This is a genomic window from uncultured Faecalibacterium sp. (assembly GCF_900066275.1).
Taxonomy (GTDB): Bacteria; Bacillota; Clostridia; order Oscillospirales; family Ruminococcaceae; genus Faecalibacterium; species Faecalibacterium taiwanense.
Genome location: NZ_FMFG01000014.1, coordinates 48,525 through 61,058, shown reverse-complemented (window position 1 = coordinate 61,058; position 12,534 = coordinate 48,525). Strand labels below are relative to the sequence as shown.

The 12,534-nt window shown below is 58.7% G+C and carries 13 protein-coding genes and 4 tRNA genes; 14 read left to right on the top strand and 3 right to left on the bottom strand.

Annotated features, from left to right (window positions below; translation table 11 throughout):
• From QZL71_RS06920 to QZL71_RS06895, 6 genes are all read left to right on the top strand, one after another.
• On the top strand, positions 1-431 hold a 431-nt coding region (locus tag QZL71_RS06920), incomplete at its 5' end, for a nucleoside deaminase (protein ID WP_294648345.1).
• A gap of 262 nt (positions 432-693) precedes the next feature.
• The gene (gene fabG, locus QZL71_RS06915) at positions 694-1,653 is read left to right on the top strand and encodes an elongation factor P 5-aminopentanone reductase (RefSeq protein ID WP_294648344.1); all 960 of its coding nucleotides are present in this window, start codon (positions 694-696) and stop codon (positions 1,651-1,653) included.
• 70 nt (positions 1,654-1,723) lie between these two features.
• A complete protein-coding gene (locus QZL71_RS06910) occupies positions 1,724-3,100 on the top strand; it encodes a sigma-70 family RNA polymerase sigma factor (RefSeq protein ID WP_005937878.1) in 1,377 nt (458 codons plus the stop codon).
• 240 nt (positions 3,101-3,340) lie between these two features.
• Positions 3,341-3,416: transfer RNA gene (locus tag QZL71_RS06905), tRNA-Thr, on the top strand.
• A 213-nt stretch (positions 3,417-3,629) separates the two neighbouring features.
• Positions 3,630-3,706: transfer RNA gene (locus tag QZL71_RS06900), tRNA-Asp, on the top strand.
• Positions 3,707-3,709: 3 nt separating this feature from the next.
• A tRNA-Thr gene (locus QZL71_RS06895) sits at positions 3,710-3,785 on the top strand.
• 132 nt (positions 3,786-3,917) lie between these two features.
• On the opposite strand, the gene QZL71_RS06890 is transcribed toward QZL71_RS06895, so the two are convergent.
• Both QZL71_RS06890 and QZL71_RS06885 read right to left on the bottom strand, forming a co-directional pair.
• Positions 3,918-3,993: transfer RNA gene (locus QZL71_RS06890), tRNA-Trp, on the bottom strand.
• A 70-nt stretch (positions 3,994-4,063) separates the two neighbouring features.
• Positions 4,064-4,522, bottom strand: a complete 459-nt coding sequence (locus QZL71_RS06885; RefSeq protein WP_005937871.1) for an RrF2 family transcriptional regulator — start codon at positions 4,520-4,522, stop codon at positions 4,064-4,066.
• A 129-nt stretch (positions 4,523-4,651) separates the two neighbouring features.
• Between QZL71_RS06885 and QZL71_RS06880 the strand changes: the two genes are divergently transcribed.
• From QZL71_RS06880 to QZL71_RS06845, 8 genes are all read left to right on the top strand, one after another.
• Positions 4,652-4,975, top strand: coding sequence for a rhodanese-like domain-containing protein (locus QZL71_RS06880; protein WP_005937868.1), 324 nt, complete (start codon positions 4,652-4,654; stop codon positions 4,973-4,975).
• 20 nt (positions 4,976-4,995) lie between these two features.
• Positions 4,996-5,436: a hypothetical protein gene (locus QZL71_RS06875; RefSeq protein WP_097774420.1), complete on the top strand. Its 441-nt coding sequence runs from the start codon at positions 4,996-4,998 to the stop codon at positions 5,434-5,436.
• A gap of 133 nt (positions 5,437-5,569) precedes the next feature.
• The gene (locus tag QZL71_RS06870; RefSeq protein ID WP_097774421.1) at positions 5,570-6,787 is read left to right on the top strand and encodes a cysteine desulfurase family protein; all 1,218 of its coding nucleotides are present in this window, start codon (positions 5,570-5,572) and stop codon (positions 6,785-6,787) included.
• Between the two features lie 2 nt (positions 6,788-6,789).
• Positions 6,790-7,233, top strand: coding sequence for a Fe-S cluster assembly scaffold protein NifU (gene nifU, locus QZL71_RS06865; RefSeq protein ID WP_005937858.1), 444 nt, complete (start codon positions 6,790-6,792; stop codon positions 7,231-7,233).
• A gap of 344 nt (positions 7,234-7,577) precedes the next feature.
• Entirely contained in the window at positions 7,578-8,186 is a 609-nt protein-coding gene (locus QZL71_RS06860; protein ID WP_120079803.1) for a Sec-independent protein translocase subunit TatA/TatB, read from the top strand.
• A gap of 91 nt (positions 8,187-8,277) precedes the next feature.
• On the top strand, positions 8,278-8,481 hold the full coding sequence (gene tatA / locus QZL71_RS06855) for a twin-arginine translocase TatA/TatE family subunit (protein WP_005937852.1): 204 nt from the start codon (positions 8,278-8,280) through the stop codon (positions 8,479-8,481).
• Positions 8,482-8,483: 2 nt separating this feature from the next.
• Complete coding sequence (gene tatC / locus QZL71_RS06850) at positions 8,484-9,290, top strand: twin-arginine translocase subunit TatC (protein ID WP_120079805.1); 807 nt, start codon at positions 8,484-8,486, stop codon at positions 9,288-9,290.
• Positions 9,291-9,574: 284 nt separating this feature from the next.
• A complete protein-coding gene (locus QZL71_RS06845; RefSeq protein WP_294648343.1) occupies positions 9,575-11,344 on the top strand; it encodes a glycoside hydrolase family 2 protein in 1,770 nt (589 codons plus the stop codon).
• Between the two features lie 63 nt (positions 11,345-11,407).
• On the opposite strand, the gene QZL71_RS06840 is transcribed toward QZL71_RS06845, so the two are convergent.
• Positions 11,408-12,526, bottom strand: a complete 1,119-nt coding sequence (locus QZL71_RS06840) for a foldase (RefSeq protein ID WP_294648342.1) — start codon at positions 12,524-12,526, stop codon at positions 11,408-11,410.
• Positions 12,527-12,534 lie beyond the last annotated feature (8 nt).

The window sequence follows — 12,534 nt, the reverse complement described above, 5'->3', positions numbered from 1 at the left end:
GATCGGAAGAGCGTCTGCCGGTGGGGGCCGTGGTGGCCCGCAACGGCGAGGTGGTAGCTGCCGCCCACAACACCCGCGAGACCGAAAAAAACGCCCTGCATCATGCAGAGCTACTGGCCATTGATGCCGCCTGCAAAAAGCTGGGCGGCTGGCGGCTGTGGGAGTGCGAGCTGTTCGTCACGCTGGAGCCGTGCCCCATGTGCGCCGGGGCCATCATCAACAGCCGCATCCGGCGGGTGGTATACGGCGCGGCAGACACCAAGGCGGGCTGCTGCGGCAGTGTGACTGACCTGTTTGCAATGCCCTTCAACCACCACCCGGTGGTGGAGCAGGGGCTGCGCGCAGAGGAAGCACAGGAGCTGCTGCAGGCGTTTTTCAAGGATCTGCGGGCACGGCTTGCGGCCCGGCCGAAGTGGAAACCGCCTGTATGACCGGCATGGAATATGAAGAAACCGTAAAAAAGTGGAAGCTGCGTAAAAAGTAGGCGGCTTCCACTTTCTTTTTTCGGCAAATTGTGCTATATTATTTAATGGTGTTTTGTCGAAACCCATCTTATGCAGCTGTCTGCCGCGCCGAGCACCGGACTTTGACCGGATAAGAAATGGACGCTGAACGGACGGCGATGGGCCGCACAGACATCTCCTGCACGGCATACCTTTGCAGTGCAGAGATCACGACAGGAGGACTATACTCTTGTACGAAGATGAATTTGAACTGACGTTCAATCTGTCGGGTGAGGAGCCGCAGCCGGAACAGGCTGCACAGGAGCCGCCCGTACCGCCAAAGCCAAAGGCGGCAGCACCCGTGGTGGACGAACCCACCCGGGTGATGGTGCTGGAAAAGCCCCAGCCTGCGCCGCAGCCGGAAATGCCGGAGCCTGTGCAGGAAGAGCCGGAGAAAACACCGGCACCTACCGTGCAGGTAGCAGCCAATGGCCGCTGTGTGCTGATCTCCGGCGGCGACCGCGGCATTGGTGCCGCTGCGGCCCGGGCGTTCTATGCGGCGGGCTACCGCGTGGCGGTGCTGTACCACAGCAATGCCAAAGCCGCTGCAGAGCTGGAAAAACAGCTGCCCGGTATCACCGCCGTGCAGTGCGATGTGGCGTCCCGCGCCAGCTGCGAGCTTGCGTTCCGCACCGCAGAACAGGCACTGGGCCGTGTGGATGTGCTGGTGAGCAATGCGGGCATCGCCCAGCAGAAGCTGTTCACCGACATCACCCCGGAAGAGTGGCAGCATATGCTGGACGTGAACCTGACCGGTGCGTTCCACCTGTGTCAGCTGGCGCTGCCGGGTATGATCCGCCGCAAGGCCGGACGCATCCTGACCGTGAGCAGCATGTGGGGCCAGACCGGCGGCAGCTGCGAGGTGCATTACTCTGCAGCAAAGGCAGGCCTGATCGGCCTGACCAAGGCTTTGGCCAAAGAAGAAGGCCCAAGCGGCATCACAGTGAACTGTGTTGCGCCCGGGGTCATTGATACCGATATGATGGCAGCATTCACCGCCGAGGATAAGGCCGCGCTGGCCGAAGAGACCCCTGTGGGCCGTCTTGGCAGCGCAGACGAAGTGGCGCAGCTGCTGGTGTTCCTTGCCGGCGAGGGTGCGGGCTACATCACCGGTCAGGTGTTCGGCGTGAACGGAGGACTTGTGATCTGATGCGCAGGAACACTTTATTACAGGATTTCCCCCGGCGGGAGCATCCCCGGAGCAAGAAGGAGAGAGCAAAATGGGCATGACTTTAAAGGAACTGTTGACGAAAGGCGAAGGCACCATTTCGGCCAAGGAGGCCAAGGCGCTGGCTGCACAGTGCAGAATGGATGAGGAAACGCTCTACACCCTTCTGGAAGAACGCGGCATCAAGGTTCTGGAAGAGGATGCAGAGCCTACGCTGGATGTGGACAGCATCATGGCCGAGGTCGAGAATGCCGAGAACAACAACGATGATATGGGCATCAGCGAGGACGAGGAAGAGCAGAGCGAGGAGAACCCTGCAGACCTGAAGGCTGCCATGGACGAACTGCTGGACGACCCCGTTAAGAACTACCTCAAGCAGATCGGCCAGATCCCGCTGCTGAGCGCGGAGCAGGAGGTGGAGCTGAGCCGTCGCATCCATGCCGGTGCCGAGGCGGCGCACATCCTGCAGGCCGACCGCCAGAAGTACGGCGGGCCGGAGTACATCAAAAAGAACAGCGCCCGCTTCTCGTTTGAAGAGGATGAGAACAGCCGCAGCTATACCGAAGATCTGGACGAGGAGGGCAACGAGAAGCCCAGCGAGGATGCCGAGGAAAAGGCTGCCGAAGAGGAAGCTATGGAGGCTGTGGAGAACGGCCCCCTGAGCGACGAAAAGCGCGCTGAGCTGCTCAAGACCCGCCGCGATGGCCTGAACGCCCGCCGCAGCCTGAGCGAAGCGAACCTGCGTCTGGTGGTGTCCATTGCCAAAAAGCATGTGGGCCACAATCTGGCATTCCTGGATCTGATCCAGGAGGGCAACATCGGCCTGATCAAGGCTGCCGAGAAGTTCGACTGTGACCGCGGCTTCCGCTTCTCCACCTATGCAACCTGGTGGATCCGTCAGGCCATCACCCGTGCCATTGCGGATCAGGCCCGTACCATCCGCATCCCGGTGCACATGGTGGAGACCATCAACCGGATGCGTCAGGCCACCAACCAGCTGGTGTACCAGAACGGTCACGAGCCGACCCCGGAAGAGCTGGCAAAGGCCATGGATATGAGTGTGGAGCGTGTGCGCGAGATCCAGCGCATGGCACAGGAGCCGGCAAGTCTGGAAAGCCCCGTGGGTGAGGAAGAGGATTCTTCTCTGGGCGATTTCGTCGCAGACGAAAACGCCGAAGCCCCCGGCAAGGCCGCAGACCGCGCCATGGTGGCACAGCAGATCAATCTGGCTCTCAAGAGCCTGACCCCTCGTGAAGAGAAGGTCATCCGCCTGCGCTTTGGTCTGGACGATGGCCGTCCCCGTACGCTGGAAGAGGTTGGCCGTGACTTTGGCGTTACCCGTGAGCGTGTGCGCCAGATCGAGGCAAAGGCGATCCGCAAGCTGCACAGCCGCAAGTGCCTGTCCCTGCTGAACGGCCTGATCGAGTGATAAAGTAAGACTCCTTCAGTCATCGCTGCGCGATGCCAGCTCCCTCAGAGAGGGAGCCCTTGGCAAAACCGGAAAGTTGTCCGTACTGCCAAAGGCCCCATCTCCGAGGGGGCTGTCTGCGTAAGCAGACTGGGGGAGTTCTTTCGTAAAAAACGACTTTTTTGCAAAAATCCAGATTTTTTTGCAAAAACCTCTTGCCAAACGGTGGAAACTGTGGTATTATAACTGAGCTGTGATTGCGCTGCTATAGCTCAGTTGGTAGAGCGCATCCTTGGTAAGGATGAGGTCTCCAGTTCGAATCTGGATAGCAGCTCCAGCTCAGATGCCCTGAAGTCGAAAGATTTCGGGGCGTTTTTCTTTGTGTAGATCGTTTCTGCTGTGCGGGTCCGGAACAGGGCAGAGCGGGCTTTGAACGGCTCTTTCAGGCTTTTTTGCGTTTTTCGTAAATTCATGCTTGACAAGCGGACGCTTTTTCGATATAATAAAGCACGTTCCGGCGGTAAGCGCCGCGCGAAACTTGAGCGATCATGGCCCGGTAGCTCAGTTGGTTAGAGCACCAGCCTGTCACGCTGGGGGTCGTCGGTTCGAGCCCGATCCGGGTCGCCATTTGCTGCTATAGCTCAGTTGGTAGAGCGCATCCTTGGTAAGGATGAGGTCTCCAGTTCGAATCTGGATAGCAGCTCCACAGCAGACACCTCGAAGCCTTAGGACTTCGGGGTGTTTTTTTGTTGTATGACTGCAAAAGCAGGCTGACGGAGTGCGGATTGCTTTGAGTACAAAAACAAAACGCACAGGTTCCGAAAAACCTGTGCGTTTATGGCAGGGGTAGTAAGTTTCGAACTCACGGCACGCGGTTTTGGAGACCGCTGCTCTACCAGCTGAGCTATACCCCTATAGGCATTCGCTGAATGCTTTGTTATTATAGCCGATGCAAAGGCGAATGTCAAGCATTTCTTTCAAGATTCAGGCATTTTTCGTGCCGCAGCTGCAACAGCCTTCTTTTTTATCGGATGCAGGCAGCTGGCTGGAAAGCTGTTCCAGCGTTACGCTGTCGATATACTGGTTGATCACCTCATCAAGGCCGGTCCAGAAGGGCAGGGTGAAGCACTGCTCCCACATGGGGCACTCGTTGGTCTCGCTGCCAAGGCAGGGAATGGGTGCCACGCTGCCCTCAATGGCGCGCAGGATCTCGCCGGCGGTGTAGTCGGCAGGGGCTTTGGTCAGGCGGTAGCCGCCCTGACTGCCGCGCTCGCTTTTTACAAGGCCCACACGGGCCAGCGGGGTCACGATCTGCTCCAAATATTTCAGGCTCAGGTTCTGCCGCTCACTGATCTCCTTAAGGCTCACGGTGGTGCCCGGCGCATAACGTGCCAGCTCGGCCATCAGGCGCAGGGCATAACGGCTTTTGGTCGAAAATTTCATGGCGATCCTCTCCTTATTGCTTCCTATAGTATAGCACGTTGCTCGGATTTTGCAAAGGTATCCTCTTGTGCAAACAAAAAAGGTCTGCTATCATAGGATGGATAAGAGAATATTATAAGGAGTGAGAGTATGAGTGAGAAGATCACGGCTGCCGATGCCATCCGTCTGCTGGATGCACACGAGGCGGCTGCTGTAGATGTCCGGGAGCCGGACGAGTTTGCCGTGGGCCACATCCCCGGCGCAAAGCTGCTGCCGCTGGGTCAGGTGCTGAGCCGTGCGGCTGAGGTGCTGCCAGATAAGAACGCTGTATGGCTGGTCTACTGCCGCACCGGCCGCCGCAGTGCCGATGCCGTGCGCAAGCTGGAAAGCCTTGGCTACACCCGCCTGTACGATCTGGGCGGCATCCTGAGCTGGCCCTATGAGATCGAGGGCGACTTTGAAGGGCATTTTTAAAAAGAAAGAAGGATAACTCCATGTCGTTCCACGCAAAAGATTTTGCCGGCAGTCACTGCGGCTGCCGCTACCAGCAGGACTACCGCCCCACCTTGGGCCGCGACGGCAAAAAGGAATCCGGCACGCTGGAGGTCATCAAGTTCTATTACGATGGTGCCATCCGCTTTGAGCAGCACTGCTACGGCGAAGCCGCAACCTTCGTGTTCGGCGTATGGGCATCCGGCATGGACGAGGACGGCACCCTGCACTGGGTGCTGCCCGACCGCCGCAAGAGCTACTACGACGAGGCGTATCTGCCCAAAAAGCTGGACCGCGTGGACGAGGCGGGCAATCTTTACTTTGACGGCAGCAATTTTCCGTGGAAGCTGGCGGACGATTTTGCCGAAGATAAGCGCTGGGGCTACCCCAAGTGGAAGGTGGTACTGGGAAAACTGACCGGAAAGGGCAAAAAAGGTGACTGAATCACGAAAATCCAGTATTCATATTGACATACTAGGGAATGATATGGTATAACTTATCCGTTGAAAGGATTCCGCATCTGCACAGGGCATTCAAGGCTCCCGCAGACGCGTTCAATAAGAAAGGATCATTCCTATGGAAAACATGGAAAAAGTGGTTTATCTGGATAATGCTGCCACCACTCCCTGTGCTCCCGAGGCACTGGAATTGATGGTCAAAGCCCTGAGCGGTGCCTGCGGCAACCCCAGCAGCCATTACAGTGTGGGCTATGAGGCTAAGGAATTCGTGGACACCGGTCGTGCGCAGGTGGCAAAGGCCATCAATGCAAGTCCGGCTGAGCTCTTCTTTACCAGTTGCGGCTCCGAGGCCGACAACTGGGCCGTAAAGGGCACCGCCTTCACCAAGGCACGCCAGAACAAAAAGCACCTCATCACCAGCGCTTTTGAGCACCATGCTATCATGCACAGCATGGCTGCACTGGAGCGCATGGGCTTTGAAGTGACCTATATCAAGCCCACCGCCGAGGGCTACATCCGTCCCGAGGACGTGGAAGCTGCCATCCGTCCCGATACCGCGCTGGTCAGCATCATGATGGCCAACAACGAGATCGGCACCATCCAGCCCATCAAGGAGATCGCCGAGGTTGCTCACAAGCACGGTGTGTGGATGCACACCGACGCGGTGCAGGCTGTGGGTGCCATCCCCGTGGATGTGAAGGAGCTGGGCGTGGATATGCTGTCCATGAGCGCCCACAAGTTCAACGGCCCCAAGGGCATGGGTGCCCTGTATTGCCGCAAGGGCGTATGGCCCCAGAACCTGATCGATGGCGGCAGTCAGGAGGCCCGCCACCGTGCAGGCACCGAGAACGTGGCCGGCATTGCTGCCATGGGCAAGGCACTGGAGATCGCCACGGCGCATCTGGATGAGCGCATGGCCCACGAGAGCGAGCTGCGCGATTATGTCATCGACCGCGTCCTCAAGAACATCCCGGAAGCCCGCCTGAACGGCGGCCGCAGCCCCCGTCTGCCCAACAATGTGAACATCAGCTTCCCGGGTCTGGAAGGCGAGACCATCCTGCTGGATCTGGATATGCACGGCATCTGCGCCTCCACCGGCTCTGCCTGCAACTCCGACAGTCTGGACCCCAGCCATGTCCTGCTGAGCATCGGCGTGCCTGAGGAGATCGGCCACGGCTCCATGCGGTTCACCTTTGGCCCGCAGAACACCATGGAAGAAGCAAAATATCTGTGCGACGTGCTGGAGGAAGTGATCCCCCGCCGCCGTGCTATGAGTTGTATGTGGCTGCAGGGCCAGAACACGGCCCGCCAGTTCAGCCTGAAGGGAGAGCAGTAATTATGGCAAGCATGTATAGCGCAAAGGTCATGGAGCATTTTGCAAATCCGCACAATGTGGGTGAGATCCCCGACGCAAACGGCGTGGGCGAAGTGGGCAACCCCAAGTGCGGCGATATCATGCGCATGTACCTGAAGATCGAGAACAACGTGATCGTGGATGTCAAGTTCCTCACCTTCGGCTGCGGTGCCGCCATCGCCACCAGCAGCATGGCCACCGACCTCATCAAGGGCAAGACCATCGACGAGGCGCTCAAGCTGACCAACAAGGCCGTTGTGGAAGCTTTGGAAGGTCTGCCTCCCATCAAGGTGCACTGCTCTGTTCTGGCCGAGCAGGCCGTCAAGGCTGCTCTGTCCGACTACTACCGCCGTCAGGGCATCGATCCGGAACCCATCGTGGGTAAGCTCGAAGAGGACTGCGACCACTGCGAGAGCTGCGGCCACTGATCCCCGCAAAGGACGCTTCAGGGGACACCGTTTTGTGCGGTGTCCTCTTTTTTTGCAAAAGACTGCGCTGTTGTATCCTATCCAAAATGTAATAAAGCAAGTGCAAAATATTATTTGTTTACAAAAATACCCTGAATATGCACTCGTTCATGAAAAATTCATATATTGTTCAGAATGAGTTCACCACTTTTCGGTATAAGTAGGGCAACACAGGCGCAAAGAGCGCCGAACTCCCACGGAAGCGGACGAAGAACAGGGCAAAGAACGGTTCACGGCACGCACTGCAATGCAGGTGCGTCGGCCCCAGAAAACGTCCCGCCGCACAGGAAAGGAAACGAGTTAGTATGAAAATTGGTTTTTGGGAACTTGTCGTCATCGTGATCGTGGCGTTCGTGTTCATCGGCCCGGATCAGCTGCCCGTCTACGCAAAGAAGATCGGCAAGATGCTGCGTGAACTGAAAAAGTACACCGGCGCTGCTTCTGAGGAGATCCAGAAGAACGTTGTGGAGCCGCTGAATGAGATCCAAGCTCCTCTGAAGGAAGCTGTAGCCCCGCTGACCGATATCAAGAAGGATATCGACAACAGCGTCAAGGATGTGACCAAGAGCTTTACCGGTATCGGCAAGACCAGCAAGGAGGAAGCTGCCAAGGCAGAAGCCGCCGAGGAAGTGACCGAGCTGACCGAGGAGCCGGTGGAAGAGCTGGAAGAGGACGCTGCATCTGCCGCCAAGGCAGAGGAGAGCGCTCCCGCTGAGGAGACCGCTGCACCTGCCGAGAAGGCCGAAGAACCCGCCGCCCCGGTTGAAAAGGCTGAGCCTGCCGCTGCACCCGCAGAGGAAAAGGCCGAGCCTGCTGCAGAAGCGGCTCCCGCACAGGAAGCTGCCGAGGCTGCTCCTGCGGCCGAGCCGGTGGAGGAAGACCCTCGTCAGAATGATGTTCTGCCGAAGGACTGATTACTTACTGGATGCACCCGCGCCCGCGGTTGCCTGATACATGCAATAAGCCCGCCACGCGGCGCGGCAAAGTAAAAAGGAGATTTTTATTATGCGTATTGGTACTAACGAACTGCTGATCATCCTGGTCGTCGCTCTGCTGATCTTTGGACCCAAGAACCTGCCGAAGCTGGGCAAGATGTTCGGCAAGACCATCAACGGCTTCAAGAAGGGCATGGAGGACGAGGAAGGCTCCGATGATTCCGAGGAGAAGACCGAGAAGCAGGTTTCCAAGAAGGACGAAGACGAGGAGTAATTGTGGCTACGAACGTTAAGCGCAAAAAGAAAAAAGCCGAAGTCATGGCAGAGGACGGCAGCATGACGCTGACCGGCCATCTGAAAGAACTGCGGAACAGGCTGATCATCTGCGCGGTGGTGTTCGTGGTGGGTGTTGTGGTCTCGCTGGCATACGCCGACCGTCTGATCGATCTGCTCACTGCCATGGGCCGCGACTATTACGAGTTTGTTTCCATTGCCCCGCAGGAAAAGCTGATGCAGTATTTCCGCGTCTCCATTCTGGCAGGCGTGGTGGTCACTGTGCCGGTGGCGTTCTACCACATCTATGCATTTGCAAGGCCGGGTCTGAAACGGAGCGAGAGCACCTTCTTCAAGCTGGTCATGCTGCTGGGCCTTATCCTGTTCTGCGTGGGCGTGCTGTTCGCCTACAAGCTCATGATGCCCTTCATGCTGCGTTTCCTCAGCACCGGCATCGAGGGTGCCGAGTACATCCAGACCACCACCAGTATCGAGAGCTACGTCAACCTCTGTCTGACCATGTTCATCATTTTTGGCTGCGTGTTTGAGATGCCTCTGATCACCATCATCCTGTCCAAGATGGGCATTATCAACCCGCAGCTGCTCAAGCAGGTGCGCGGCGTTGCCATCGTGATCATCTTCTTCATCGCGGCCGTTGTCACCCCGCCGGATATCGTGTCTCAGTGCATGGTGGCCGGCCCCATGGTGCTGCTGTACTTCATCAGCATCCTCCTGAGCGGCATCTTCTATAAGCCGAAAGAGGACGATGATGACGAAGATGACGAGGATGAGGGCGAGGACGAAGAGTAAGCTCTGACTTCTGGTTTTCTGTTTTATCATTGCAAAAACAAAGGCTGCTGCGCCATTTGGTGCAGTAGCCTTTTTGTATGTGGAAAATGCTTCCGGTGCAGAGCGTAATCGCGTGGGGCCGTGGCCAGCAGGATGCAAGGCCCGCTCAAGGGCCGCAGCAGACGCTGGGTGCCACAACTCGTCCAGAGCGAACGCGGCGGCAATTCCAAATCGTTGCTGCTCAGTCTATACAAGCCACCCGCCCTGTGCTAGAATGAAACCAACAAATCAAAGGCGGTGAAACCATGCAACCACTCCCGGAATATCCTCGCCCGGCTATGCGCCGGGACAGCTATGAGAACCTGAACGGCCTGTGGAAGTACGCCATTACTCAGACAACAGAATACCCCGCTGCGTGGGACGGCAGCATTCTGGTGCCCTACTCTCCGGAAACAAAGGCCTCCGGCGTGGGCCGCACCCTGCAGCCCGGCCAGTGGCTGCACTACCACTGCACCTTTGCTCCCCCTCCGGGAGAAGGGGGCCGGGTGCTGCTGCACTTCGGCGCGGTGGACGATGCCTGTGCGGTGCAGGTGAACGGCCATCTGGTGGGCGGCCATCGGGGCGGCTACTGGCCCTTCACACTGGATGTCACCGCCCAGCTCAACGATACGGGCCGCAACAGCCTGTGGGTGGCCGTGCAGGACCCTACGGACAGCGGCACGCAGGCACGGGGCAAGCAGACCCTGAAGCCCGGCGGCATGTTCTATCCGGCCCAGAGCGGCATCTGGCAGACGGTCTGGCTGGAGCGTGTGCCGGAAAACTACATCCAGTCGCTCACGGTCACGCCGGACTACGATGCCCGCACCGTGACCGTGAAAGCCCATACTTCCATGCCCGGAGGTGCAGTGAACCTGTGGGCCGTGGTGCGGGCCGGGGGCGTGACCATTGCCGAGGACTGGGGCAGCGACGAAGCGGACCGGGACGGCGAGGTGACGCTGAACATCCCGGAGGAACATTTCTTTCCGTGGAGCCCGGATACCCCGTTTTTGTATGACCTGACCGTGGGCACCATGCAGGGAGGGGAGGAGCAGTTCGACACCGTTCACAGCTACTTTGCCCTGCGCAAGTGGAGCTGTGAGCCGGATGCGCGGGGCGTGCTGCGCTTCTGCCTAAACGGAAAGCCCATCCTGCTCAACGGCCTGCTGGACCAGGGCTACTGGCCGCAGGGCCTGTATACCCCGCCTTCCGATGCGGCGGTGGAGCGGGAGCTGAGCGAGGTGAAAGCGCTGGGATTCAACCTGCTGCGCAAGCACGCCAAGATCGAGCCGCAGCGCTGGTACTACCACTGCGACAGGCTGGGCCTTGTGGTCTGGCAGGACATGGTGAACGGCGGCAGCAGATACAACCTGTGGTTCGTCACCTACCTGACCAATGTGCTGCAGCCCCTTGTGCGCCGCCTGCCCGACGCAGAACCGCTCTGGGGCCTGCTGAGCCGCGGAAAAGCATCCAGCCGGGAAACATACCGCAAAGAGCTGCAAGCCACCGTGGAAGCCCTGCGCTGCCATCCGTGCATCGGCTGCTGGGTACCCTTCAACGAAGGCTGGGGCCAGTTTGATGCGGCCAGGGCAGTGCAGGCCATCCGCACGCTGGACGATACCCGCCTTGTGGACGAGGCCAGCGGTTGGTATGATCAGGGCGGCGGAGATGTGTGCTCCATCCACAACTATTTCTATCCGCTGCATGTAAAGCCCGGAAGCCGTACCGTGGCCCTGAGTGAATACGGCGGTATTGCATGGCCCATGCCGGGGCACGAAGCACCGGGCAAAACCTACGGCTACGGCACGGCCAAGAGCCGCGCAGACCTGACCGCCCGCTGCAAAAAGCTGCAATTGGGCACGGTGCTGCCGCAGCTCAAAAAAGGACTCTCGGCGCTGGTGTACACCCAGCTGACGGATGTGGAAGATGAGGTGAACGGTCTGTTTACCTATGACCGGGCCGAGATCAAGCCGGATGCCAATGCCGTCCGCTCGGTGAATGCTGCCCTTGCCGCAGAGTTCGCAAAAGTGACGCGGTAAAAGAAAAAACTCCCTCAGTCATCGCTGCGCGATGACTGAGGGAGTTTTATGTTACAGCAGCTCTCAGCTGTTGGCGCTGTTGTTCACGATCTTTTTGGCGGGCAGCTTGTTCATGGCAGAGCTGTCCAGATCGTGTGCCAGCTCTGCACCGCCTGCGGCCAGTGCGTCGTCCAGCTCGCCGCCCTTCATATCGCTCAGGATCTGGCTGCGCAGGTCGTCCAGCGAAGAAACGCTCAGCGGGTCTACACGCACCATCAGGAGCAGGGTGGAGCCGTTGATCTGCACGGCAGCGGCTTCGCCGTAGGAAAGGCTGCGCAGAGCATCGGCAGCACCGTCCTGCGTAAAGGCCGAAGCAACATCGCTCTCGGTCAGCAGCTCGGTCTGGACGCTGGCGCTGTCGTCGGAGGTTTCGCTGTCCAGCACAGCGTAGATGTCCGGCAGGGCATTCTGTGCGGCCTCATGCAGGGCACTTACCTGATCCGAGACCGTCTCGCCGCCTGCGGCGTTGACGCTGTCGGCAGCGGCCTGTGCCAGCTTGAGCATCTCGGCCTTCTGGTCATCGTCCGCAAAGGCGTAGGTGCTGGTATTGTACAGCGGGATGCTGATGTAGCAGATCTCATACATGCTGTCGTCCAGATGGCTGGTCAGCTCGTCGTCCTCCACTGGGGTCTCGCCGTCCGGGCCGTAGACCATATCCAGCAGGGCGGTGTGCTCCACCTGCAGACGTTCATATGCCTTGACGGTCTCCAGACCAATGCCGTTGGCGGTGTAGGTGTCGCCGTACTGGTCCATCATCTGCTGGGCATAACGGTCGGCAGTGGAAAGCTGCTCATCGGTCATCTCACCGCCCAGTGCCTTGAAGCGGGCATCCACAGCGGCCAGCGTTTCCAGTGTTTCCTGCGTTTTCTGGGCCACGTAGTCGCTGACCACAGCGGTCTCGCCGCTGTCGGAGTCGGTGGTGATGGTCTCCTTCAGGAAGGCTTTTACGTCGGTGGTGTCCTGATCGGTGCCGGCAAGCTGGGCGGCCTGCTGGTAAGCACCGTACTGTGCCAGCAGATACATGCCGGAGGTGATCTCAAAATCACCGATGTTGCCCACGGTGTCCGGGGCGGAAATGGTGCAGCCCACAAGGCTGAACACCAGTGCAAGTGCGCAGATCAGCGCGAGAAGTTTCTTTTTCATGGTAATGC